This is a genomic window from Streptomyces sp. NPDC055955 (genome assembly GCF_042270245.1).
Taxonomy (GTDB): Bacteria; Actinomycetota; Actinomycetes; order Streptomycetales; family Streptomycetaceae; genus Streptomyces.
On the sequence record NZ_JBHJYS010000008.1, the window covers coordinates 225,986 to 249,567 of the forward strand.

18 protein-coding genes and 1 pseudogene are annotated in these 23,582 nt (G+C 71.7%); 6 read left to right on the forward strand and 13 right to left on the reverse strand.

What is annotated here, in order from left to right; all coding sequences use genetic code 11:
* Position 1: 1 nt before the first annotated feature.
* Positions 2–922 carry a hypothetical protein gene (locus tag ACFC96_RS18660; RefSeq protein ID WP_376613171.1) on the forward strand — a complete coding sequence of 307 codons (921 nt, stop codon included), beginning with the start codon at positions 2–4 and terminating at the stop codon, positions 920–922.
* Positions 923–1,044: 122 nt separating this feature from the next.
* The gene (locus ACFC96_RS18665; RefSeq protein WP_376613173.1) at positions 1,045–2,688 is read left to right on the forward strand and encodes a cytochrome bc complex cytochrome b subunit; all 1,644 of its coding nucleotides are present in this window, start codon (positions 1,045–1,047) and stop codon (positions 2,686–2,688) included.
* Positions 2,689–2,703: 15 nt separating this feature from the next.
* Here ACFC96_RS18665 and ACFC96_RS18670 read toward each other — a convergent pair whose 3' ends face one another.
* The 3 genes from ACFC96_RS18670 to ACFC96_RS18680 form a co-directional block, all read right to left on the reverse strand.
* A complete protein-coding gene (locus ACFC96_RS18670) occupies positions 2,704–3,579 on the reverse strand; it encodes an LLM class flavin-dependent oxidoreductase (RefSeq protein WP_376613175.1) in 876 nt (291 codons plus the stop codon).
* A gap of 186 nt (positions 3,580–3,765) precedes the next feature.
* Complete coding sequence (locus ACFC96_RS18675; RefSeq protein WP_376613177.1) at positions 3,766–5,136, reverse strand: hypothetical protein; 1,371 nt, start codon at positions 5,134–5,136, stop codon at positions 3,766–3,768.
* Positions 5,137–5,227: 91 nt separating this feature from the next.
* A complete protein-coding gene (locus ACFC96_RS18680; RefSeq protein WP_376613179.1) occupies positions 5,228–8,254 on the reverse strand; it encodes a glycoside hydrolase family 3 N-terminal domain-containing protein in 3,027 nt (1,008 codons plus the stop codon).
* A gap of 278 nt (positions 8,255–8,532) precedes the next feature.
* Between ACFC96_RS18680 and ACFC96_RS18685 the strand changes: the two are divergent.
* A pseudogene (locus tag ACFC96_RS18685) lies at positions 8,533–10,011 on the forward strand (glycoside hydrolase family 30 beta sandwich domain-containing protein); the annotation flags it as partial.
* Positions 10,012–10,079: 68 nt separating this feature from the next.
* On the opposite strand, the gene cimA reads toward ACFC96_RS18685, so the two are convergent.
* From cimA to ACFC96_RS18715, 6 genes are all read right to left on the reverse strand, one after another.
* Positions 10,080–11,705, reverse strand: a complete 1,626-nt coding sequence (gene cimA / locus ACFC96_RS18690; RefSeq protein WP_376259255.1) for a citramalate synthase — start codon at positions 11,703–11,705, stop codon at positions 10,080–10,082.
* Between the two features lie 294 nt (positions 11,706–11,999).
* On the reverse strand, positions 12,000–13,316 hold the full coding sequence (locus ACFC96_RS18695) for an MFS transporter (protein WP_376259256.1): 1,317 nt from the start codon (positions 13,314–13,316) through the stop codon (positions 12,000–12,002).
* Between the two features lie 81 nt (positions 13,317–13,397).
* Positions 13,398–14,396, reverse strand: coding sequence for a DUF2891 domain-containing protein (locus ACFC96_RS18700; protein ID WP_376227113.1), 999 nt, complete (start codon positions 14,394–14,396; stop codon positions 13,398–13,400).
* 98 nt (positions 14,397–14,494) lie between these two features.
* A complete protein-coding gene (pcp, locus tag ACFC96_RS18705) occupies positions 14,495–15,139 on the reverse strand; it encodes a pyroglutamyl-peptidase I (protein WP_376227114.1) in 645 nt (214 codons plus the stop codon).
* Between the two features lie 87 nt (positions 15,140–15,226).
* A complete protein-coding gene (locus ACFC96_RS18710; RefSeq protein ID WP_376259260.1) occupies positions 15,227–16,216 on the reverse strand; it encodes a DUF979 domain-containing protein in 990 nt (329 codons plus the stop codon).
* Positions 16,213–16,968 carry a DUF969 domain-containing protein gene (locus ACFC96_RS18715; RefSeq protein ID WP_376226666.1) on the reverse strand — a complete coding sequence of 252 codons (756 nt, stop codon included), beginning with the start codon at positions 16,966–16,968 and terminating at the stop codon, positions 16,213–16,215. The genes ACFC96_RS18710 and ACFC96_RS18715 overlap by 4 nt, the downstream gene beginning before the upstream one ends.
* 174 nt (positions 16,969–17,142) lie before the next feature.
* Between ACFC96_RS18715 and ACFC96_RS18720 the strand changes: the two genes are divergently transcribed.
* From ACFC96_RS18720 to ACFC96_RS18730, 3 genes are read left to right on the forward strand one after another with little or no spacing between them, the layout of a single operon-like run.
* Positions 17,143–17,904: a LamB/YcsF family protein gene (locus tag ACFC96_RS18720; RefSeq protein ID WP_376613274.1), complete on the forward strand. Its 762-nt coding sequence runs from the start codon at positions 17,143–17,145 to the stop codon at positions 17,902–17,904.
* On the forward strand, positions 17,901–18,551 hold the full coding sequence (locus ACFC96_RS18725) for an allophanate hydrolase subunit 1 (protein ID WP_376613181.1): 651 nt from the start codon (positions 17,901–17,903) through the stop codon (positions 18,549–18,551). The genes ACFC96_RS18720 and ACFC96_RS18725 overlap by 4 nt, the downstream gene beginning before the upstream one ends.
* Positions 18,548–19,420: a biotin-dependent carboxyltransferase family protein gene (locus tag ACFC96_RS18730; protein WP_376613183.1), complete on the forward strand. Its 873-nt coding sequence runs from the start codon at positions 18,548–18,550 to the stop codon at positions 19,418–19,420. Before ACFC96_RS18725 ends, ACFC96_RS18730 begins: the two co-directional genes overlap by 4 nt.
* A 48-nt stretch (positions 19,421–19,468) precedes the next feature.
* On the opposite strand, the gene ACFC96_RS18735 is transcribed toward ACFC96_RS18730, so the two are convergent.
* The 4 genes from ACFC96_RS18735 to ureA all read right to left on the reverse strand — a co-directional run bounded on the left by ACFC96_RS18735 (position 19,469) and on the right by ureA (position 23,576).
* Positions 19,469–20,023 (reverse strand): TetR/AcrR family transcriptional regulator, encoded by a 555-nt coding sequence (locus ACFC96_RS18735; RefSeq protein ID WP_366119842.1) that lies wholly within the window; start codon positions 20,021–20,023, stop codon positions 19,469–19,471.
* A 76-nt stretch (positions 20,024–20,099) separates the two neighbouring features.
* On the reverse strand, positions 20,100–21,128 hold the full coding sequence (locus tag ACFC96_RS18740; protein WP_376259261.1) for an agmatine/peptidylarginine deiminase: 1,029 nt from the start codon (positions 21,126–21,128) through the stop codon (positions 20,100–20,102).
* A gap of 10 nt (positions 21,129–21,138) precedes the next feature.
* The gene (locus ACFC96_RS18745; RefSeq protein ID WP_376259263.1) at positions 21,139–22,890 is read right to left on the reverse strand and encodes an urease subunit alpha; all 1,752 of its coding nucleotides are present in this window, start codon (positions 22,888–22,890) and stop codon (positions 21,139–21,141) included.
* Complete coding sequence (ureA, locus tag ACFC96_RS18750) at positions 22,887–23,576, reverse strand: urease subunit gamma (RefSeq protein ID WP_326711006.1); 690 nt, start codon at positions 23,574–23,576, stop codon at positions 22,887–22,889. The genes ACFC96_RS18745 and ureA overlap by 4 nt, the downstream gene beginning before the upstream one ends.
* Positions 23,577–23,582: the final 6 nt, after the last annotated feature.

The following is a 23,582-nucleotide window of genomic DNA, read 5'->3' on the forward strand; positions in this document are numbered from 1 at the left end:
GATGACCGTCCGTTTCGATCCCACGAACGGCGACCGGGCCCTGGCGGAGGCCCGCGCGGACATCACGATCGGGCGCTGGCAGGGACTGCCCGGGCTGTGCGCGGCGGCCGGCTCCGACTGGGACCGGCGGACGTTCCGGATGCGGCTGCTCGCCCAGGCCACCGCGGGCACGTCCGTCGCCGAGTCCTGGCACGAGTCACAGCCGCGGAACGCCGACGCGCTGGTCCTGCGGGCCGAGACCGAGGTGATGCGGGCGTTCAACCTGGCGATGGCGGCCGGCCCGGGAAACGCGGTCGACCCGGACCAGCTGGAGCGGGCCGTGCGCACCGCACTGCGGGCGGCCGAGGCGTTTCCCGCGGATCCGGTGCCCTGGGTCTCGCTCCTGACGGTCGCCCGCCTGTTTCCCGGCGGGCACCCGTCCATGGAGCTCTGGTGGAAGGAACTGCACCAGCGTGACCCGTACAACCGTGAGGGCAACCATCAGGTGCTGCGCCACCTTTCGGCGCGCTGGCACGGCTCGCACGGCGTCATGTACAACTTCGCGCAGGACGTGACGGCGACCCTCCCGCCCGGGTCGCCCCTCGCCGTGCTGCCGCAGGTCGCCCGGATCGAGGAGTACCGCCACCGCGTCGAGCGCGAGGGCTCCCAGGCTATCGGCCTGCTCCAGTTCTGGAACAACGAGAACAGCGCGTCGCAGGCCCGGCGTGCGTGGCACCTGTGGATCACGCAGCGGCGATACACGTACGCGCAGGACATCGCGGACCTCAACACCCTGGCTCACGCCTCCTGTTACGCCGACCTGACCGGCGAGGCCGCGCACCTCTTCCGGCTTCTCGACGGGCACGCGACCCGCGTCCCGTGGTCGTGCCACGGCGTCCCGGAGGAGATCTTCACGCGCTGGCAGTCGAAGCTTCTGGGCTGACCGGACCCACGCGCACGTGATGTGGGTCACCCGAAGCCTCCGTGATGTCACATTCCGGCCCTCCCCTTCCGTCCAAGTGACGAGCACCCATGCGGTGAGCGCCCAGGGGAGGAGCGAGCCTGATGTCCGAGAGGGTCGCGGAAGGCAGTACGGGGACGGCGCGGGAGAGAGGGCCGGCACCGGCCGGTGAGCGGCTCGCGGACTGGGCGGACGGCCGCCTCGGTCTGCACACCCTGTCCAGGAAGTACCTGCGCAAGGTCTTCCCGGACCACTGGTCGTTCCTGCTCGGCGAGGTCTGCCTCTACACGTTCGTGATCCTGGTCCTCACCGGGGTCTATCTCACCCTGTTCTTCCACCCGTCGATGAACGAGGTGGAGTACCACGGCAGTTACGTCCCGCTGAACGGGATCCGGATGTCCGAGGCGTACGCCTCCACGCTCGACATCAGCTTCGACGTCCGGGGCGGACTGCTGATCCGGCAGATCCACCACTGGGCGGCACTGATCTTCGTCGCGGCGATGCTCCTCCACATGATGCGGCACTTCTTCACGGGCTCGTTCCGCAGACCGCGCGAGCTGAACTGGGTGTTCGGCTGGACACTGCTCCTGCTCGGCCTGTTCGAGGGCCTGTTGGGATACTCGCTGCCGGACGACCTGCTCTCCGGGACGGGTATGCGCTTCCTCGACGGGGCGATCCTGTCCGTGCCCGTCGTCGGGACGTATCTGTCGATGTTCCTCTTCGGCGGGGAGTTCCCCGGGCACGACATCGTGGGGCGGTTCTACTCGGTGCACGTGCTGCTGTTCCCCGGCATCATGGCGGCGCTCGTGGTGGCCCATCTGATCCTGGTCGTCCATCACAAGCACACGCAGTTCCCGGGACCGGGAAAGACCGAGCGCAATGTCGTGGGGGCGCCGTTCTTCCCCGTCTACCTCGCCAAGGCCGGCGGCTTCTTCTTCCTGGTGTTCGGCGTCGTCGCGTTCCTCGCGGCGGTCGCGTCCATCAACCCCGTCTGGAACTACGGGCCTTACCGCGTCGACCAGGTGTCCACGGGAGCGCAGCCCGACTGGTACCTGGGCTTCGCGGAGGGGCTGCTGCGGGTGATGCCGGGCTGGGAGATCACGCTGTGGGGGCACACGCTGGCTCTCGGCGTGCTCGTCCCGCTGGTCGTCTTCCCCGCGGTGCTCGTCGTGATCGGCGTGTATCCGTTTCTGGAGGCCTGGGTCACGGGCGACCGGCGCGAGCACCACCTCCTGGACCGGCCGCGCAACCGGCCGGTGCGCACCGGGCTCGGGGTGGCCTGGCTGACGTTCTTCCTCGTGGCCCTGGTGGGCGGCGGCAACGACATCTGGGCCACGCGCTTCCATGTGTCGCTGAACGCGGTCACCTGGTTCGTGCGCGTCGCACTCGTCGTGGGCCCGGTGATCACCTTCGTCGTCACGCGGCGGATCTGCCTCGGTCTCCAGCACCGGGACCGCGAACTGGTGCTGCACGGAAAGGAGTCGGGCCGTGTCAAGCGCCTTCCGCACGGCGAGTACGTCGAGATCCACGAGCCGCTCACCCAGGCCGAGCTGCACACCCTGACCGCGCACGAGCAGCCCCCGGCCCTGGAGAGCGGGCCGGAGACCGACGTGAACGGCGTGCGGCGGCGCACACCCCGGGCCGAGCGGCTCCGGGTACGCCTCTCGCGTGCCCTCCACGGAGAGGGCGCGCAGGTGCCGAAGCCGACCGCGCGGGAGTACGAGGAGGCGCGGCGCGAGCACCGGTGAGGCGCGAAAGCGGCGTCAGAACACCGCGTCGGCCAGGCGGTCGACCTGGTCGGGGTCACTCCCCCAGCAGTAGAGCATCACCTCGTCCGCGCCGATGTCCCTGAAGCCGGCGACGGCCTCGCGGATCCGGGCGGGCGTGGCGAGCATGCGCTCGGCGGATCCCGCGGCGCGCGGGTCGAAGCCGTAGTACGCGGTGATGGCGTCGCGGGCGCGGGCGGTCAGGTCGTCCGGGCCGAGCGCCACATTGACCTGGGCGACCAGGCGCGGGCGGCCCGGGCGGCCGTGCTCGTCCCACAGCCGCTCCACGTCACGGAACATCGGGTCCATCCACTGCGGGGGCAGCGCGGCGCCGAGGAAGCCGTCGCCGAAGCGGGCCACGCGGGCGAGGGCCGCCGGTGCGAAGCCCCCGAACAGGACCTCGGGGCCGCCGGGGGTGACGGGGGCGGGGCCGATCGGGCCGACGCCCTCGGCGTCGCTGTAGGGGCGGCCCGCCCAGGTGCGGCGCAGGGTCTCCATCTGCTCGTCGAGGCGGCGGCCGCGGCGGCGGATGTCGACGCCCGCTGCACGGCAGTCGTCCTCACGGCCGCCGACGCCGATGCCGAGCGTGAAGCGGCCGCCGGACATCCGGTCGAGGGTCGCGGTCTGCTTGGCGAGCAGGGCGGTGGCGTGGTGCGGGGCGAGCAGGACCTCGGTCTGGACGCGGACGCGGGAGGTGGCTCCGGCGAGTGCGGCGAGGGTGATCAGGGGCTCCGGGTTGTCGTACACGAGCCGGTCGAGGAGGCCGAGCGTGGAGAAGGGGGTCGCGTCGGCGCGACGGGCCCAGTCGAGCAGGACGGCGGGGTCGTCGACGGGCAGGCCGAGGCCGATACGCGGGGTGCGCGCGGTACGCATGGGGTGGTGCTCCTTCGGAAGGGGGCATGCGGAATCTCGCTGCCGCCCCTCCGGGACCGCGCACGGTGTGTACGTGCCGGCTTGCTTCCCGTCTGCGGCGTACTTCTGGGGAAGCGGTTCGTAAGAGTGCGGTCAGACTAGCGGGGGCGCCGGCCCTCGCGCCTCCCCGTTCTCGGACCGCGGCGCTCAGAACCCGCCGCCGAAGTCCCCGCCTCCCCCGAAGTCGCCTCCGCCGCCGAAGTCCCCACCGCCCCCGAAGTCCCCGAAGTCGTTCGAATCGAAGTCCGCCCCCGAGTAGTCCCCGCCGTCGTATCCGGCTCCCGCGCCGAAGTCGCCGTATCCGGAGCCGTAGTCGGCGGCATAGGCGGGGCTCGACATCATCGAGCCGAGCAACGTGCCGAGGAGGAGACCGGGCAGGATGCCGCCGCCGAAGTAGCCACCCGCCCAGGGGCCGTAGGCCGGGCCCGCGTCGTAGTAGGGGCGCCGCTCGCCGTACCCCGTGTCGACCGTGCGGACCATGGGGTCGGCGCCGTCCTTGAGGCGGGTCGCGTCGGCCGCGCAGACGGGGACCTCGCGCTCGGCGCCGGACGGGGGCGACCACAGCGCGTCCGTCACGGAGGGCCCGTGCCGCGGGTCGAAGAAGCAGGGCACCCGGCGCTCGGGCAGCGGCCGGCCCTCGCGGCGCGCGGCGAGCATGGCCAGCGAGAACCGCCCGTCGTCCAGGGCCTCGGTCACCCCGCGCACCTCCTCGGGGCGCTGGGCGGCGGCCATGAACTGTTTCGCCTTCTCGTACGAGTCGAGCGCCCGCTCGTAGTCGGCGCGCATCGCGTCGTCGGCACCGGGCTCGGCGGGGTGGAAGTCGAGGCGGTCCAGCTCCTCGCCGAACGCCGTGATGTCCTCGTCGACGACCACGCGGAGCTGCTCCAGGGCGGCCCGCTGCTCGTCCTCCCGCTGCCGGCGCCGCCTGCGGGACACGGCGTACGCGGCGCCGCCGCCCGCGACGACGACCGCGCCGATACCGATCAGGGCGCCGACCGGGGCGCCGCTGTCGCCGCCGCCCGCGCCCCACGTGGAGGGCGCCGAGCCGCGCGCGTTGCGGACGGCCGTGTCGACGAAGTCGTTGAGCTGGCGGGTGGCGTTCTCGCCCTGGACGCTGGTCGTCAGGTTTCTGACCGCGTCCTGGGACATGACCCGGCTGTCGGCCCTGGCGTCGAACTTCTGGCCGAGGCGGACCGCGTAGACGCCGGTGATGCCGGTCTTGGTGCGCAGGTCGGTGAAGAGGTCCTGGGTGGGGAAGTCCGCGGGCAGCACCGCCACCATGACGGGCTTGTCCGCGTCCTTGATCTTCTTGGTGAGGGCGTCGGCGTCCCCGGCGGACAGCTGCGCGGAGGCGGCCGGGTCGACGTACACCGGGCCCTTCTTCAGGGCGTCGGCCGCCGTCGAGACGTCGGAGGCAGCCGCCTGGGCCCCCGGTGTCACCGCCGTCATGGCCCCCAGGGCGAGAAGTGAACCGGACAGGACGGATATCAGGCGCGATGCCCGACGGGTGGGCCTCATACCTCGACGCTAACCCAGGAGGGACCCGTATGCCGTACGTACCGCAAGGAGGGGCCCACCGGCTCGGCGGTGGGCCCCTCCCCGCGCCGTCTCACGCGGCGCGGTACGCCTCGGTCAGCTTCGCGACCGCGTCCGCGTAGCGCCCGGACAGGAGCAGGTGGTCCGCGTCGGCGAACGGCTCGGCGACCGCCGGCGTGATGTCCTGCCCCACCTTCTGCTGGACGAGCAGCCGCGCCTTGCCCACCACCGCGCGGCCGGCCTGTGCCGACCCGGTCTTCTGCGCCGCGGCGGCCGCGAGGGCGAGTGCCTTAAGGGTGAGCGTGCCGCCGCCCGGCGGGGTGCGCAGCGTCGTCAGTCCCCAGCCGAAGGGGAACTGCGGGTCGTACGACGTGTCCCCGACGTTGATCGGCAGCTGGGCCTGCGACTTCGGCCAGGTCACGGGGAGCTGCCCGGTGAAGGGCTTCGCCCCGTACAGGACGTCCGCGACGCCCTCGCCCTCCGTGCCGGGCAGCCAGGACGCGACGAGCGCGTCGATGTCGCCGAGCCGGTCGCCGATGAGCTGCGGGCGGCCGGAGACGATGAGCACCGCACACTTCATGGCGCCGCACACCTTGTCCACGGCGGCCTGGTCGGCGGGCGTGAGCTCCAGGTCGTTGCCGTTGCCGACGTCGCCGATCCCTTCCGCGTACGGGGTCTCGCCGACCACGACGACGCCCACGTCATAGCCGTCCGTGGGCGCGGAGGCGTCCTTGGAGTAGCTGATCGTGGCGCCCGGTGCGGCCTTCCTCATGCCCTCGAGGACGGTCGTGCCGTCGGTGATCTTTCCGGACGAGCCCTGCCAGGTGACGGTCCAGCCGCCGCTCTGGTTGCCGAGGTCGTCGGCGTTGGACCCGGCGACGTACACCTTCTGGCTCTTCTTGAGGGGGAGCACCCCGCCCGCGTTCTTCAGGAGGACCTGGGATTCGGCGGCGGCGGTCCGGGCGACGGCGCGGTGTCCGGCCGAGCCGATGGCGGCGGCCCCGCTGGTGTCGGCATACGGCTTCTCGAAGAGGCCCAGCTTGAACTTCTGGGTCAGGATGCGCGAGACGGCGTCGTCGATCCGCCGCTCACTGATCCGGCCCGCCTTCACCTCGTCGATCAGGGTCGTCCGGAAGTCCTTGTACGCGGACGGGACCATGATCATGTCGAGGCCGGCGTTGATCGACGTACGGACGTCGGACGCGTAGTCGCCGGGGAGCTGGTCGATGGCCTGCCAGTCGCTGATGACGAAGCCGTCGAAGCCCATGCGGTCCTTCAGGACTCCGTTGATCATGGCGGCGTCGGCGTGCATCTTCACCGGGCCCTCGTCGTCACCGATGATGTCGAGCGACGAGTACGAGGGCATGACCGTGCCGACCCCGCGGTCCACGGCCTCCTGGAACGGCGCGAGGTGCACCGCCTCCAGCTCCTGCCGCGTGACCTTGGTGACGCCCTGGTCGATGGTGTACGAGCCGGTGGTCGACGAGCCGTACTCCGTGCCGCCGTCGCCCACGAAGTGCTTGGCGGTGGCGAGCACCTTGTCGTCGCGGTCGAGGTCCTTGCCGTCGCGTGCCCCTTGGAGCCCCTGGACGACCGTCTCCATCTGCTTCACGAGGGCGGGGTCCTCGCCGAAGGACTCGTACGACCGGCCCCAGCGCTCGTCGCGGGTGACGCACAGACAGGGGGCGAAGTCCCAGGGGATTCCCGTGGCGCGGACCTCGGCGGCCGTGACCGCGCCCGCCTTCTCGGCCGTCCCGGGGTCGCGGGTCGCGCCGATGCCGATGTTGTGCGGCAGGACCGTGGCGCCGACGAGGTTGTTGTGGCCGTGCACCGCGTCCACGCCGTAGATCAGCGGGATCTGGAACCGCGTCGCCTGCGCCCGGAGCTGGAAGCCGTCGATCATCTTCGCCCAGGCCGCTGCCGTGTTCGGCGTCGGTGTCGAGCCGCCGCCGGAGAGCAGCGAGCCGAGGTCGTACGCGGCGATGTCGCCGCCCGTGCCGACCGCGTTGCGCTCGGCCTGCGTCATCTGGCCGGCCTTCTCCTCCAGGGACATCCGGGAGAGCAGGTCGGCGACGCGCCGCTTCACGGGGAGCCCGGTGTCGAGGTAGGGCAGGCCGTGGGCGTCGATCACCACCTGCGGGGTCTCGGCGGGCGCCTTGGCGCCGGTGACCGTCAGCTTCAGGGGGATCGTCTCGGCGGGCTCGGCCGCCTTGTCCTTGAGAGTCGGTACGGACACTGTGTGCGTGGCGCCCGACGCGGTGCCGGCCGGGAAGGTGAACTCGCCCTCGACCGGCGTGTAGTCCGTGCCCGCGCCGGCGCTGCCGCCCGCGCTCTCGTACGCGACCGTGACCGGCTCGGCGAGCGGGGCGGAGCCGGTGGTGGCGACGGAGATCCGCACGCCGGCCGTGCCGCCCTCCTTCACCGGGTAGACGGCGGCGCCGGTCAGGACCTTCGTGGTCAGGGCGGGGTCGGCCTTGCCGTACAGCTCCACCCCGTCCATGGCGAAGGTGCCGGGCGTGCCGGTGGGCAGGGTGAGCGCGTAGCCCCACATGTCGGTGAGGCCGAGGTTCTGGTCGATGCCGCCGACGGGCTGGTAGTCGGTGCGGTAGGCGAAGTCGGTGAAGGGGATCTCGACCTGGTGCCAGCCGGTCCACTCGTCGGTGAACGAGGTCGTCCACAGCTCGGACGCCTCGCCGTTCGCGCCTCCGTCCTTGATCTCGAAGTTGACCCGCTTGCCGCTGTTCCTGCCGTCCCACCAGAAGCGGATGCCCTTGTGAGCGGACCAGTCGTGGCCGGGCTCGTTCGCGGCGAAGTCGTGGGTGAAGCCGCCGTAGCCGCTGATGTCGTACGTCCCGGAGAGGACCTTGTCCCCCTCGGGGGCGTCGTCGCGCGCCGCGAGCTCCAGCCTGGGCGGGTCGTCGCTGTCGCCGCCCCAGGTGAAGATGCCCTCCGCGGGCTGGGACGCGAACGGGACCTCGCCCTCGAATCGGTCGACGGGCACCGGCGGCGGTTCCTCGGCGCCGGTCGCCGCGCCTGCCGACGCGAGCGGAAGCAGCCCCGTGAGCAGGGCTGCGGAGACGAGCAGGGCGGTTCTTCGCATGGACTTCCCTTCGGCCGGTTCGGGTACGCGCCGCCCCCTGTGGGGGTGACGGGAGTCCCCGGTGAAGCTCATGACTTAGCTCACGCCGTGAGTTAACTGGCGCCCCGTGAACCCGTCAAGACTTCACGTCAGAACCGGTGCACATCCAATTGCCTTGGGCCTCATGGCAGTTGAGCATTCATTTTCTGAACGCGCACCCCCTTGACTCCCGTTCGCAGCCGTCATTTACTCACGCCTCGCACGCCGCATCTCCTCCCCCCACAGAAGGGCGGCGCACCATGAGAACCCCCAGAGGACTCCGCTCGGGCCCGCGCCGGGCGGCCCGGCTGCTCGCCGCGGGACTGCTCACGACCGCGGGCCTGACCGGGCTCGTGGCCTCGCCCGCGCAGGCCGCGGGCGAGCCGGTCACGGCCTGGCTGACCACGACGGACGACGCCGGCGGACGCCATGTCGTCCGCGGTCTCGAACAGCAGGCCCCGTTCGCCTTCCAGTCGGGCACGGGCGGCGGTGGCGAGAACATCACCGTCGACGAGAACGCCCGCTACCAGACCTTCACCGGCGGCGGCGCCTCGTTCACGGACACCGCCGCGTGGCTGATGAACAGCAGCGGCGCCCTGTCACCCGCCACACGCGACGCGACGATGCGCAAGCTGTTCTCCCCCACGGACGGCATCGGCCTGTCGTTCCTGCGCAACCCGATGGGCGGTTCCGACCTGGCGCGTTACGGCTACACGTTCGACGACGTGCCCGCCGGCCAGACCGATCCCGGCCTGTCCGGGTTCTCCATCGCCCACGACCTCGCGGACGTCCTGCCCCTCACGAAGCAGGCCCGGCTGCTCAACCCGAAGGTCACCGTGATGGCGTCGCCGTGGACCGCCCCCGCCTGGATGAAGGACAGCGGACAGCTCAACGGCGGCTGGCTGAAAGCAGAGGACTACGGCACCTACGCCTCGTACTTCGTGAAGTACCTCCAGGCGTACCGGGACCAGGGCGTCCCGGTCGACTACGTCAGCGCGCAGAACGAACCGACGTGCTGCGGGGGTTACCCCTCGATGAGCTGGAACGCCTCGGGGCTCGCCTACTTCACCAAGAGCGAACTGCTGCCGAAGCTGGCGGCCGCCGGCCTGACCACCAAGGTCCTCGCGCACGACTGGAACTGGGACACGTACGACGGCTACGCGGCGCAGACCGTGGACGACGCGGCGGTGCGCGCACACCCGAACTTCGGCGGGATCGCGTGGCACGGCTACGGCGGTGACGTCGCCGAGCAGAGTGCCATCCACGACCGCTACCCGCAGCTCGACGCCTTCGGGACCGAGCACTCGGGCGGCACGTGGATCGCCGACCAGCAGCGCGAGGACATGCTCAACATCGTGGACTACACCCGCAACTGGGCGAAGTCGGTGACCAAGTGGTCGCTCGCCGTGGACCAGGACATGGGCCCGCACAACGGCGGCTGCGGCACCTGCACGGGCCTCGTGACCGTGCACAACGGTGACGGGCGCAGCGGACAGGTCGACTACACCGTCGAGTACTACACGATGGGACATCTGACGAAGTTCGTCCGGCCGGGCGCCCAGCGCATCGCCTCGACCGGCAGCTCGGCCGTGCCGAACGTCGCCTGGCGCAACCCGGACGGCTCGAAGGCGCTCATCGCGTACAACGGCGGCACGTCCGCGAAGACGGTGACCGTCGACTGGGGCGGGCAGCACGCCACTTACTCGCTGCCCGCGAAGACCTCGGCGACCTTCACCTGGTAGCGGACCGGCGACAGAAGGCCGGAGGGGCCGACCACGGCCCCTCCGGCGTCCGCACCTGTGCTGCCCTACTCGACCGGCTCGACCCCGGCCCGCAGAAGCCCGTACGTGTAGGCGTCCTCGAGGGCGCCCCACGACGCGGCGATGACGTTCTCGGCGACGCCGACGGTGGACCACTCACCCGCGCCGTCACTGGTGGAGATCAGCACGCGGGTCGTGGAGGACGTGCCGTGCTTGCCCTCCAGGATGCGGACCTTGTAGTCGACGAGCTCCAGCTTGGCGAGCTGCGGGTAGATCCGCTCCAGGCCGACGCGCAGGGCGCGGTCGAGGGCGTTGACCGGACCGTTGCCCTCGGCCGTGGCGACGATGCGCTCACCCTTGGCCCACAGCTTCACGGTCGCCTCGTTGGCGTGGCTGCCGTCGGGGCGGTCCTCGACGATGGCGCGCCACGACTCGACGCGGAAGTAGCGCCGGGCGCGTCCCTCGGCCTCCTCGCGCAGGAGGAGTTCGAAGGAGGCGTCGGCCGCCTCGTACGTGTAGCCCTTGAGTTCGCGCTCCTTGACACGCTCCACGACGCGGCCGACGAGCTCGCGGTCGTCGGAGATGTCGACGCCGAGCTCCTTGCCCTTGAGCTCGATGGACGCGCGGCCCGCCATGTCGGAGACGAGCATGCGGATGCGGTTGCCGACCAGGTCCGGGTCGATGTGCTGGTAGAGGTCCGGGTCGACCTTGATCGCCGAGGCGTGCAGGCCCGCCTTGTGGGCGAATGCGGAAACCCCCACGTACGGCTGATGCGTGGAGGGCGTGAGGTTGACGACCTCGGCGATGGCGTGGGAGATGCGGGTCATCTCGCGCAGGGCGCCCTCGGGGAGGACCTTCTTGCCGTACTTGAGCTCCAGGGCGGCGACGACCGGGAAGAGGTTGGAGTTGCCGACGCGCTCGCCGTAGCCGTTGGCCGTGCACTGCACGTGGGTCGCGCCCGCGTCGACGGCGGCGAGGGTGTTGGCGACGGCGCAGCCGGTGTCGTCCTGGGCGTGGATGCCGAGGCGGGCCCCCGTGTCGGCGAGGACCGTGGCGGTGATCGCCTGGACCTGGGCGGGCAGCATGCCACCGTTCGTGTCGCACAGGACGACCACATCGGCGCCCGCCTCGTGCGCGGCCGTGACGACGGCCTTGGCGTACGTGGGGTTGGCGCGGTAGCCGTCGAAGAAGTGCTCGCAGTCGACGAAGACGCGACGGCCCTGCTCGCGCAGGTAGGAGACGGTGTCGCGGACCATCTCCAGGTTCTCTTCGAGCGTGGTGCGCAGGGCCAGTTCGACATGGCGGTCGTGCGACTTGGCGACCAGCGTCACGACCGGGGCGCCGGACTCCACGAGTGCCTTGACCTGCGGGTCCTCGGAGGCCTTGGCGCCGGCGCGGCGGGTGGCGCCGAACGCGACGAGCTCCGCGTGCTTGAAGTCGATCTCCTGCCGGGCGCGGGCGAAGAACTCGGTGTCGCGGGGGTTGGCGCCGGGCCAGCCGCCCTCGATGAAGCCCACGCCGAAGTCGTCCAGGTGCCGGGCGATGGTCAGCTTGTCCGCGACGGTCAGATTGATGCCCTCACGCTGAGCGCCGTCGCGCAGCGTGGTGTCGAAGACGTGGAAGTCGTCGTCGACGCGGGAAGCGGGGTAATGGTCGTCGGTTGCGTCCGTCATGCTGATCTGGCTCCTGTGTCGGATCTCGGTCTACCGGAATGACCGGCTCCACCGTCCCCCTATGATCCCTCGCGCTCCGGTCCTGGTGTGAGGTGGGCCAGGAAACGAAAAAACCCCTCGCGGGTGCGAGAGGTCTGCGCGCGGGTCGAGACGACGATGTCCGCCCGTACGTGGTCGTACGTGGCGGTCACTGCGGACCGGCGCGCCTGCTGCCAATAATCATGGCGAACGAGAGCACATCGGCAGTGTGCCACAGCCCGGGCGTGGCCCGGACCGTGGTCTCACGATGTGGGCTCAGACCGCTCCGGCCGCGCGCGGCTCGGTGTCGGGCGCGGCGACCGCGACCCGGTTCAGGTCGATGTCCCTCGTCTCGCGCATCGTCAGGTAGACGATCAGCGAGACGGCGGCGCACCCGGCGACGTACCAGTAGAAGCCCGACTCCACGCCCGCGTCCTTGAACCACAGGGCCACGTACTCCGCCGTGCCGCCGAAGAGCGCGTTGGCGATGGCGTACGGGAGGGCGACGCCGAGGGCGCGGATGCCGGTCGGGAACAGCTCGGCCTTCACGCACGCGTTGATCGACGTGTAGCCGGTGACGACGACGAGGGCGAGCAGGGCGAGGCCGAGGGCCGGCCAGAAGGAGCCCGCGTGCTTGAGCATCGTCATGATCGGCACGGTCAGGAAGGTGGAGCCGACCGCGAAGGTGATCAGGAGCGGACGGCGGCCGATCCGGTCCGAGAGCCGGCCCGCGAGCGGCTGGATGCAGGCGAAGACGATCAGCGCGCAGAACGAGACGAGCGTCGCGGTCTCCTTGCTCAGTCCGGCTGAGTTGGAGAGGTACTTGGTGAGGTACGTCGTGTACGTGTAGTAGGCGACGGTGCCGCCCATCGTCAGGGCCATCACCAGGAACGCCTCGCGCTTGTGCGCCCACAGCGCCGTGAGGGTGCCCTTGCGGTCGGCGCCCGCGTCGTCGGCGGACTCCTCGTAGACGTCGGTCTCCAGCATGTTGCGCCGCAGATAGAAGATGATCGCGGCGCCGAGCGCGCCGATGACGAACGGGATGCGCCAGCCCCAGCTGTGCAGCGCGTCGTCGGACAGGGTGCGCTGGAGGACGATCTGGAGGCCGAGGCCCACGATCTGACCCGCGGTCATGGAGACGTACTGGAAGCTGGACGCGAAGCCGCGGCGGCTCGGGTCGGACGCCTCGGTCAGGTAGGTGGCGCTGGCCGCGTACTCGCCGCCGACCGAGAGGCCTTGCAGCAGGCGGGCGATGAGCAGGACGACGGCGCCGCCGTACCCGGCGACCGCGTAGGTGGGCGCGATCGCGATGAGGACGGCGGACGCCGACATCAGTGTGACGGTCAGGGTGAGCGCCGCTTTACGGCCCTTGCGGTCACCCACCCTGCCCAGCAGCCAGCCGCCCACGGGCCGCATGAAGAAGCCGACGGCGAAGATGCCGGCCGTGTTCATCAGCTGTGCCGTGGGGTTCCCGTCGGGGAAGAAGGCTCCCGCGAAGTACGTGGCGAAGCTCGCGTACACGAACCAGTCGAACCACTCGACCATGTTCCCGGCCGACCCGACCAGGATCTTCTTCCATTGCTCTCGTCCCATGGGCGGCCACGGTGCCGGAACGCCTCACTCCATGACAAGGGTGTAACGCGCAACGATCATGCGTACTTGTGTTCTTTGTGGTCACGCCTCAAGGGCGAGCACGGCAAAGGTGGCCAGCCAGTGGTCGGTGGTGAAGTCGCCACGCTCCACGGCGGGCAGCCCGGCCTCGAGATGGGCGTCCGCCGCCTCCGTGAGGCGCGTGCGGACCGGCCCGTCCGGGAGCGCCCCCGCGATGCCGCGCAGGGCGGCCGCCCTGCTGAGGGCGAGGCCCAGCAGGTGACCGATCTGCGGGTCGGCGTGGTCGGAGACGACCGGGACCTCCAGGAGGGGGCAGGGCGCGCCGGCGCGCAGCGCGGGCAGGAACCGGTCCAGCCAGGGCTCGAACTCCGGCCCCGTCAGCACCCGTCGCATCGCGTCGGCCTCGGTGAGCGCCGGGGAGAGGAAGTCCTGCCCCGACGGCTCCCAGTGGGCGGGCGCGTCGTGATCACCGGCGAACCAGGAGCGCAGCCGGTCCCGTACGGCCCCGACGGTGGCCGCGGGCAGCCCCGCGCGCTCGCCCGCGTCGAGGACGAGACCCAGCGCGAAGGCGCTGTTGGGGTGATTGCCGTGGCGTACGGGATACGTCGCCTTGGGCAGCCATTCGTTCAGCAGCAGATCGACGGCGGTGACGGCGGGGGCGAGCGCGTCCGCCCAGCGGTCGCCGTCCGGGCCGCCGAGGGCACGGCACTCGGCGGCGAGCGCAATCAGCCAGGCCCAGCCGTAGGGGCGCTCGAAGGTGGGGCGGTTCCGCAGATAGGCGGCTTCCGTGGCGAGGTTGGCGGGGGTGAGGTGCCGGTCGAGTACGCCGGTGACCTCGGCGACCTGGGCGGGGTCGGGCAGGCTCCGCCTCAGGAGCCGGACGAGCAGCCAGTGCATGTGGACGGACGAATGCCAGTCGTAGGCACCGTAGAAGGCGGGGTGCAAGGTACTCGGACGGGTCTCTTCGTCGGCCGAAGTGACCAGATGAGCAGGGAAGTTGGGATACTCGCGGGTGATGTTGCCCGTGGCGAGGCGGGCGAATTCCGCGGCCTGGACGGTCATGGGGAGAGCTCCTCGTAGGTGGGGTTCGGCTGCGGGGGCGCCCCGTCGGGGGCGTGGGGAACTGCGCGCTCGGGCACGGACGACTCGCGGCCGCACGTTCAGTGCGTGGCCCCCTCCGTCACCCGCAGGTCCTGTGTCGTGGCCGCCGCGGCGAGCAGCAGCGCCCGCAGACCGTGGGCCACCGTCACGGCGGGCAGCGCGGCGGCGGTGCCGTCGGGGACCTGCTCCGGCGCCCACGGCACATGGACGAACCCGCCCCGCACACCGGGGAGTTCGGTCGCGATGAGGTGGGCGAGGCCGTACGCCACGTGGTTGCAGACGAACGTGCCCGCCGTGTTGGAGACGGCGGCCGGCACCCCGGCCTCCCGCATCGCGGCCACGCACGCCTTGATCGGCAAGGTGGAGAAGTACGCGGCGGGCCCGCCCTGGACGACCGGCTCGTCGACCGGCGCCGCGCCCGCGTTGTCGGCGATGCGGGCGTCGTCGACGTTGACCGCGACCCGCTCGACGGTGACGCCCGCACGGCCGCCCGCCTGGCCGACGCACACGACCAGGTCCGGTCCGCTCTCACGGACGGCTCGGCGCAGGGCGGCCACGGACTCACCGAAGACGCAGGGGAGTCGAACCGCGGTGACGGTGAGGCCGGCGGGCGGCTCGGCGGCGACCAGGGAGGCCGCCTGCCAGGAGGGGTTCACGCTCTCGCCGCCGAACGGCTCGAAGCCGGTGATGAGGACGCGGGTCATCTGTGTCGACCTTTCTGGGACATGGCGCACGTTCCTGGACGGGGAACAGGTCCTGGACGGAGCCGGTTCCTGGGCGGGGACCAGTCCCTAGAAGGCGAACAGGGCCATGATCACGATGTTGCAGACGAGCAGCGCGAGCCCCGTCGGCAGCTGTGCCTTGATCGGGCCGTACTGGTCCTTCAGTTCGAGGAGCGACGCCGGGACGATGTTGAAGTTGGCGGCCATCGGCGTACAGAGCGTGCCGCTGAAGCCCGCCAGCATGCCGATCGCGAGGACGGCCGCCTCGTTGCCGTGCATCTGCTGAATGAGGACGGGCCAGCCGATCGCGGCCGTCATCACGGGGAACGCGGCGAAGGCATTGCCCATGATCACGGTGAACAGGAACATGCCGACGCAGTACGCGATCACGGCGAGGTACTTGGAGTTGTCGGGCAGGACGTCGTTCACCAGCGTGCCGACCTGGGTGCCGACGCCGGCGACCGCGAAGATCGAGCCGAGCACCGCCAGGAGCTGCGGAAGCAGCAGGGCCGAACCCATGGCCTCCAGCATGGAGCGGCCCGAGTGGATCGGAACGGAGATCTTCTTCTCGCCGGTGACGAACATGCCGACCGCGAGCGCGACGATGCAGCCGAGACCCAGGCCGATGAGTGTGGCCTTCCCCGTCTCGAACAGGCCGGACTCGTCGAGGACGGACGCGCAGACGATGGCGACGAGCGGGATCGTCAGGGCGGGGATGAAGAGCTTGCTGCCGAGCCGGGCCGCGGAGGCCTGGCGCTGCTCGTCGGTGGTGGTGACCGGGACACCCTTGCCGATGAAGTTGAATCCGGCCAGCACGATGAGGGCGAGGACGGCGACGCCGAGGGGTTCGGCGGGCAGGGTCCAGCTCGCCGAGCCCGGCGCCGTCGCGTTCAGTTCGGCGTTCACGACGCCGGTGCCGTAGGGGAAGGTGAGCCCGAGCAGTCCCCAGAACGCGGCGGACGTCCACCGCTTGGGGTTGGTGCGGTCGGCCGCCATCTGCACGGCCATGACGACGAAGATGAGTCCGATGAGCCAGTAGAGCCACTCGACCTTGATCACTTGCCGGCCTCCTCGGACCCGTTGCGCGTGCGGGACGCCGTGGCCTGGTGCGGCAGCGGCAGCTCGTTCTCGGCGGCGTGGAGGGCCATCTCGCGCTCCAGTTTCCGGTCCAGGAGCAGGAGCCGGGCGCCATGGATGATCAGGGCGCAGACCGCGAGCGGGATCGCCCACAGCGCCAGCTCGGTCGGTTCGAGCTGCTGGTGGTACGTCGAGTTCACGAACCCGGTGATCAGCAGGATCGAGCCGATCGCGATGAAGCAGTCCTCGCCGAAGAAGACGCCGACGGTGTCGGACGAGGCGGAGTACGAGCGGACCTTCTCGCGCAGCCGGTCGGGGAGCGGGCCGCCGGTGGTGCGTTCGGCGGCGGCCTCGGCCATGGGCGCGACGAGCGGGCGCACGGTCTGCGCGGGGCCGCCGATGCTGTTGAGCCCGAAGGCCGCGGTGACCTGGCGGATCAGCAGGTACACGGCGAGAAAGCGGCCGGCGCTGAGCTTGCCGAGGCGGCCGATGAGGGTGCGGGCCTGCTCGCGCAGGCCGTATCGCTCGAGCAGGCCGATCACCGGCAGGACGATGGCGAAGACGGTGACCGAACGGCTGTCGGCGAAGGACCTGCCGAACGCCGCGAGGACTTCCTGCGGGTCGAGCTTGCCGAGCAGTCCGGTGACGATTCCGGCGACACCGACCACTAGGACGGGGTTGCGGCGCGTGACAAATCCGAGGATCACCACGAGCACGCCGAGAAGAACGATCATGCGGCGGCCTTCTTCAGAGCATGAGGGGGCACGGACCGGATCAGGTGCGTCCGGTTCCACGGGGGTCTCCGGACCGTAAGGGATTGTTCAACGATCGAACAAGGGGTCTGAGATGTCCGTGACCAAATCAACCTCTTGTCGAATCGTTCAACAATCCCCTACGTTACGAACGTGATCCAGGACCTCATCGACCTCAACGCCGACCTCGGCGAAGGCTTCAGCCGCTGGACCCTCACCGACGACGAGGCCCTGCTCTCCGTGGTGACCAGCGCCAACGTCGCCTGTGGATTCCACGCGGGCGACCCCTCGGTGATGCGCCGCGTCTGCGACCTCGCGGCCGCGCGCGGCGTACGCATCGGGGCGCAGGTGTCGTACCGCGACCTGGCCGGCTTCGGGCGGCGGGCGATGGATGTGCCCGCGGACGAGCTGGCCGCCGAAGTGGCCTACCAGATCGGCGCGTTGAGGGTGTTCGCCGAGGCGGCCGGGGCCGAGGTGGCGTATGTGAAGCCGCACGGCGCGCTCTACAACCGGACCGTCCATGACGCGGAGCAGGCGGGCGCCGTGGTGACGGGGGTCCGGCTCGCGGGCGGTTCGCTGCCCGTGCTCGGACTGCCCGGCTCCCGGCTGCTCGCCGCCGCGGCGGACGCCGGTCTCACGCCGGTGCCGGAGGCCTTCGCCGACCGCGCCTACACCCCCCGGGGCACGCTGGTACCCCGGAGCGAGCCGGACGCCGTGGTCTGCGACGAGGACGCGGTGGTGCGCCGCTCCGTGGCGTTCGCCGTCGAGCGCGCCGTGGACACGGTGGACGGTACGCGCGTCTCGGTCGCCGCCCGCTCCCTGTGCCTGCACGGCGACACCCCCGGCGCGGCCCGGCTCGCGGTCCGGGTGCGCCACGCGCTCGAAAAGGCCGGCGTCAAGGTCGGGGCGTTCGCATGACGGCCTCGTCGCCCTCGATGGTGGTGCGGCCCGCCGGGCGGCACGCGCTGCTCGTGGAGCTGCCGGACGCCGGTCGCACCGGTGCGCTCCACGCCGAGCTGCTCCGTCGCCGCGCCGCCGGGACCCTGCCGCCCGTCGCCGAGATCGTGCCCGGCGCGTGCACGGTCCTGCTCGACGGGGTGGGCGACCCCGAGCTCCTGGCCCGTCGGCTCATGACCTGGGACATCCCGTTGCACGCTCCCGAGGAGGGGGCCGTCGTCGAGATCCCGGTGGTGTACGACGGCCCGGACCTCGCCGGGGTGGCGGCCCGCTGGGGCGTCCCCGAGGACGAGGTCGCCGCCCGCCACTGCGCCCACACGTACCGCGTCGCGTTCTGCGGCTTCGCCCCCGGCTTCGGCTATCTCACGGGTCTGCCCGCCGAGCTGCACGTACCGCGCCACGCGACCCCGCGCACCCGCGTCCCCGCCGGCGCGCTCGCCCTCGCGGGCCCCTACACCGCCGTGTACCCGCGCGCGACCCCCGGCGGCTGGCAGCTGATCGGCACCATGCCGGACCCGGCGCCGCTGTGGGACCCGTCCCGGGAGGCGGCGGCCCTCCTGACGCCGGGCACCCAGGTGCGTTTCGTCGCCGATGGAGGCCGCGCATGACCGCCAAGATCACCCTGGTACGGGCCGGGGCCCTCACGACGATCCAGGACGCGGGCCGAACCGGCCACGCCCACCTGGGAGTTCCGCGCTCCGGCGCCCTCGACGCGCCCGCGATGCGGCTCGCCAACCGGCTGCTCGGCAACGCCGGGGACGCCGCCGTCCTGGAGACCACGCTCACCGGTTGCGCGCTGCGGCCCGACCGTCCGGTCACCGTCGTCGTCGGCGGCGCCCCCTGCGCGGTGACCCTGGACGCCAGGCCGGTCGCGTGGGGTGTCCCGGTGCGGGTGCCCGCGGGTGCGGTCCTCGACGCGGGGCCGGCGGTCCACGGCGTGCGCTCCTACGTGGCCGTGGCCGGCGGGATCGCCGTCGAGACCGTGCTCGGCAGCCGCTCGACGGACCTCCTGTCGGGCCTCGGTCCCGCTCCCCTGCGCGACGGCGAGGTGCTGCCCGTCGGCGAGGCGGCTCCCTGCCCGCCGATGCCGTCCGCCGCGCCCTGGCCGGCCCCGCCCCGCGAACTGACCCTGCCCGTGCGGCTCGGCCCCCGCGCCGACTGGTTCACCGCCGAGGCGCTGCACACGTTCACGACCGCCACGTATCGCGTGTCCGCGCACAGCAACCGCATCGGCCTGCGCACCGAGGGTCCCTGCCTGGCAAGGGAGTTGTCGGGTGAGCTGCCCAGCGAGGGCATGGTGCTCGGCGCGGTGCAGGTGCCGCCCGACGGCCGCCCGGTGGTCTTCCTGCACGACCACCCGACGACCGGTGGCTACCCCGTGGTCGCCGTGGTCGCGGAGGCCGCCCTGGCCGGGGCGGCCCAGGCCGCCCCGGGGACACCCGTCCGCTTCACACTGCGGCAGGGGCTCTCCCGCTGACCGCACCGGGCAAGGGACACAGGAGCCCGGTCCGACCCCGACGCCCGGTCAGGAGTCCGTGGGAGTCAGCGCCTCGTCCAGGAACTCCCTCACGTGGGAAAGGATCTGGGCCCGGTCCGTGCCGCGCAGGCCGATCGCGACATGGATGGAGAACCCGTCGAGCAGCGCCCGCAGCCGGGAGGCGAACCGGTCGGGGTCGAGCGGCGGGAGCTCGCCCCGCGAGGTGCCCTCGGCGAGCAACGCGACGAGGTCCCGGTGCCAGGCCAGCTCGATCGCGGCCTGCCGCTCGCGCGCGTCGCCGTCGGCCTCGGCGTTCTGCGAGCGGTTCCAGACCTCCAGCCACAGCGTCCAGTGCGGGTCGCCCTGGGCGTCGGGGACATACAGGTCGACGTAGGCGTCGAGACGCTCGCGGACCGTGCCGCCGCCGGAGAGCAGCCGGGCCCGCTCCGCGCCCAGGCGGCCCTCGCTCCACTCCAGGGTCCGCAGGAGCAGCTCGTCCTTCGAACCGAAGTAGTAGAGAAGGTGGCCGCTGCTCATGCCGACCTCACGGCCGAGCGCGGCCATGGTGAGCTTCTCCAGGCCGCGCTCGGCGATCATCTCCATGGCTGCGGCGAGGACCTCTTCGCGCGGAGGGGCGTTCTTCCGGCGGGCCTGGGCCACGGGGACTCCTGCGGGTCTTTCAGTGTGCGGGCGTGATCTCGGGTTGCTGCTGGGTGATGCAGTGGATGCCACCACCCCCGGCGAAGATCGTACGGGCGTCCACGAGCTGGACGGTCCTGCCCGGGAAGAGCCGGCGGAAGATCCCGGCCGCGACCTCGTCGTTCGGGTCGTCGAAGGAGCACAGGACGACGCCGTCGTTGCACAGGTAGTGGTTGATGTACGAGTAGTCGACCCAGCCCTCGTCGTCCTTGAGGACGGTCGGCGCGGGGACCTCGACGACCTCCAGGGGCCGGCCCTTGGCGTCCGTCTCACCCTTGAGCTGGGCGATGAGCTGCTTGCTCAGCTCGTGGTCCGGGTGGGCGGGGTCCTGCTGCGAGTGGACCAGGACGACGCCGGGCGCGGCGAACGCGGCGACGATGTCGACGTGACCGCGGGTGCCGTAGACGCCGTAGTCGCCGGCGAGGCCGCGCGGCAGCCAGATCGCCTTGGTGGTGCCGATCCGGGCGTGGATCTCCTGTTCGACCTCGGCCTTGGTGCGGCCCGGGTTGCGGTCGGGGTCGAGCTGCACGGTCTCGGTGAGGAGCACGGTGCCCTCGCCGTCGACGTGGATGCCGCCGCCCTCGTTGACGAGGGAGGAGGAGTGGACGGGGACGCCGGCGAGGTCCGCGATGTGGCGGGCTATCTTCGCGTCGTGCTCCCAGACGGCCCAGTCCTGGGCGCCCCAGCCGTTGAACGTCCAGTCCACGGCGGCGAGCCGGCCGTCTCCGACGACGAACGTGGGGCCGATGTCGCGCATCCAGGCGTCGTCGAGGTCACGCTCGACGAGGTCGATGTCGTCGCCGAGGAGCGCGCGGGCCGAGTCGCTCTGGCCCGGGGCGACGATCACGGTCACCGGCTCGAAGCGGCGCACGGCGCGGGCGACGGACGCCCAGGCCTCGCGCGCCTCGGCCAGCTCCTCGTCGTTGGTGAAGGTCGGGTTGGGGCTCGGCCAGGCCATCCAGGTGCGCTCGTGCGGGGCCCACTCGGGGGGCATGTGGAAGCTGCTCATGAGCGGGTCCTCACAGGAAGTAGAGACGGTTCAGGGAGACGGAGTCGGCCGGTTCCGAGCGGACCGGGTCGCCGTCGAGCGTGACGAGTCCGGTGGCCTGGTCGACGTCGATGGAGCCCGTGCGCGAGTTGAGGCGCAGGTCGGCGGGGCCGATGCCGCGGGTGCCGCGGACGGCGACGCGGCGGCGGCGGGTGGGCATCTTGTCGTTGCCCTGGTCGAGGGCGGCCTGGGCGACGAAGGCGACGGAGATGTCCGCCGCGGTCGCGCCGTGCGCCCCGAACTGCGGCCCCAGGACGAGGGGTTCGCAGGTGTCGGTGGCCGCGTTCGGGTCGCCGACGACGCCGTACGCGGGGAAGCCTGACTTCAGGACGAGCTGCGGCTTCGCACCGAAGAACTCGGGGCGCCACAGCACGATGTCGGCGAGCTTGCCGGCCTCGATGGAGCCGACCTCGTGGGAGAGGCCGTGCGCGATGGCGGGGTTGATCGTCAGCTTCGCCATGTAGCGCAGCACGCGCGCGTTGTCGTCGTACTCGCCGTCGCCGGCCTGCCCGTCCCGGGCAAGAAGGGGCCCGAGTTCGGCCTTCATCTTCCCGGCCATGGCGAAGGTCCTGCGCACGGTCTCACCGGCGCGGCCCATGCCCTGCGCGTCCGACGAGGTGATGCCGATGGCGCCCAGGTCGTGCAGGACGTCCTCGGCACCCATCGTCCCGGCGCGGATCCGGTCGCGGGCCATGGCGGCGTCGCCCGGCAGGTCGGTCTTCAGGTCGTGGACCGAGACGATCATGCCGTAGTGCTCGGCGACGGCGTCGCGGCCGAAGGGCAGCGTGGGGTTGGTGGACGACCCGATGACGTTCGGGACGCCCGCCATCTTCAGCACGTTCGGCACGTGTCCGCCGCCGCAGCCCTCGATGTGGAAGGCGTGGATGGTGCGGCCTTCGAGGACCCTGAGGGTGTCCTCGACGGACAGGCACTCGTTCAGGCCGTCGCTGTGCAGGGCGACCTGGACGTCGTGCTCCTCGGCGACGCGCAGCGCGGTGTCGAGGGCACGGGTGTGGGCGCCCATGTCCTCGTGGACCTTGAAGCCGGACGCGCCGCCCTCGGCGAGCGCCTCGATCAGCGGGGCGTCGTGCGAGGACGAACCCCGGCCGAGGAAGCCGATGTTGACCGGCCAGGCGTCGAAGGCGTTGAACGCGTGGCGCAGCGCCCAGGGCGAGTTGACGCCCACGCCCCACACGGGCCCGAACTCCTGGCCGATGATCGTGGTCACGCCCGAGGCGAGCGAGGCCTCCATGATGCGCGGCGACAGCAGGTGCACATGGGTGTCGACGGCGCCCGCGGTGGCGATGAGGCCCTCTCCGGACACGATGGACGTGCCGGTGCCGACGACGACGTCGACCCCGTCGAGGGTGTCCGGGTTGCCGGCGCGCCCGATGGCGTGGATCCGTCCCTCGCGGATGCCGATGGAGACCTTCCTGATCCCCTGCACGGCGTCGATCACGAGGACGTTGCTGATCACGACGTCGCAGGTCTCGCGGACGGCGGCGGCCTTGAGGTGCAGCCCGTCGCGGGCCGTCTTGCCGAACCCGGCGAGGAACTCGTCGCCGTACGCCTGCGCGTCGGACTCGACGCGGACGGTCAGGCCCGAGTCGCCGAGGCGGACGCGGTCACCGGCGCGGGGGCCGTGCGTGGCGGCGTACGCGTGCGGGTCGATGTGCCGGCTGCCCGGCGCGCAGTGGTCGCTGTGCTTGGTGGGCCTGCTCATGCGCCCGTTCCCTTCACTCCGAGATATCCGCAGGCGGCTGCCCTGCGCAGGGCCTCCTCCTTGGCGCCCGGCGCGTCGAGCGGGCCGTCGACGAGCCCGGCGAAGCCGATCGCGACGCGCGCGCCGCCGATGGGCACGAGGCCCACCTCGGCGCTCTCCCCCGGCCCGAACCGCACCGAGGAGCCGGCGGGGACGGCGAGCCGCATGCCGTACGCGGCCGCGCGGTCGAAGTCGAGCCGCGGGTTGGCCTCGAAGAAGTGGAAATGGGAGGTGACGGAGACGGGGACGCTCGACGTGTTGGTCGCCGTGAGCGTCACCGTGGCCGGCGGGTCGCTGTGCTCGGGGCCCGGGAGCAGCGCGCCCGGTGCCTCGTCGCCCAGCGATGAGCCGATCGGGTCGCTGACCACGGCGAGCCGGGACCCGTCGTCGAAGACGGCCTCGACGTGCACCTCCGTCACGACGTCGGAGACGCCGGGGAGCACATCGTCGGGGCCGAGGACGGAGCGCGCCGCCTCGATGGCCTCGGCGAGCCGCCGGCCGTCCCTGGCCGCCTCGCACACCGTGTCCGCGATCAGGGCCGTCGCCTCGGGGACATTGAGCCGCAGGCCCCGGGCCTTCCTGGCCCTGGCCAGCTCGGCGGCCCCGAACAGCAGTAGCCGATCGCGTTCCGTGGGGGTCAGACGCACGCCACC

Bases quoted from the DNA above. Each gene is read 5' to 3' on its own strand.
- ACFC96_RS18660 (WP_376613171.1), top strand. From the start codon at position 2: ATGACCGTCCGTTTCGATCCCACGAACGGCGACCGGGCCCTGGCGGAG.
- ACFC96_RS18665 (WP_376613173.1), top strand. From the start codon at position 1,045: ATGTCCGAGAGGGTCGCGGAAGGCAGTACGGGGACGGCGCGGGAGAGA.
- ACFC96_RS18670 (WP_376613175.1), bottom strand. From the start codon at position 3,579: ATGCGTACCGCGCGCACCCCGCGTATCGGCCTCGGCCTGCCCGTCGAC.
- ACFC96_RS18675 (WP_376613177.1), bottom strand. From the start codon at position 5,136: ATGAGGCCCACCCGTCGGGCATCGCGCCTGATATCCGTCCTGTCCGGT.
- ACFC96_RS18680 (WP_376613179.1), bottom strand. From the start codon at position 8,254: ATGCGAAGAACCGCCCTGCTCGTCTCCGCAGCCCTGCTCACGGGGCTG.
- cimA (WP_376259255.1), bottom strand. From the start codon at position 11,705: ATGACGGACGCAACCGACGACCATTACCCCGCTTCCCGCGTCGACGAC.
- ACFC96_RS18695 (WP_376259256.1), bottom strand. From the start codon at position 13,316: ATGGGACGAGAGCAATGGAAGAAGATCCTGGTCGGGTCGGCCGGGAAC.
- ACFC96_RS18700 (WP_376227113.1), bottom strand. From the start codon at position 14,396: ATGACCGTCCAGGCCGCGGAATTCGCCCGCCTCGCCACGGGCAACATC.
- pcp (WP_376227114.1), bottom strand. From the start codon at position 15,139: ATGACCCGCGTCCTCATCACCGGCTTCGAGCCGTTCGGCGGCGAGAGC.
- ACFC96_RS18715 (WP_376226666.1), bottom strand. From the start codon at position 16,968: ATGATCGTTCTTCTCGGCGTGCTCGTGGTGATCCTCGGATTTGTCACG.
- ACFC96_RS18725 (WP_376613181.1), top strand. From the start codon at position 17,901: ATGACGGCCTCGTCGCCCTCGATGGTGGTGCGGCCCGCCGGGCGGCAC.
- ACFC96_RS18730 (WP_376613183.1), top strand. From the start codon at position 18,548: ATGACCGCCAAGATCACCCTGGTACGGGCCGGGGCCCTCACGACGATC.
- ACFC96_RS18735 (WP_366119842.1), bottom strand. From the start codon at position 20,023: ATGGAGATGATCGCCGAGCGCGGCCTGGAGAAGCTCACCATGGCCGCG.
- ACFC96_RS18740 (WP_376259261.1), bottom strand. From the start codon at position 21,128: ATGAGCAGCTTCCACATGCCCCCCGAGTGGGCCCCGCACGAGCGCACC.
- ACFC96_RS18745 (WP_376259263.1), bottom strand. From the start codon at position 22,890: ATGAGCAGGCCCACCAAGCACAGCGACCACTGCGCGCCGGGCAGCCGG.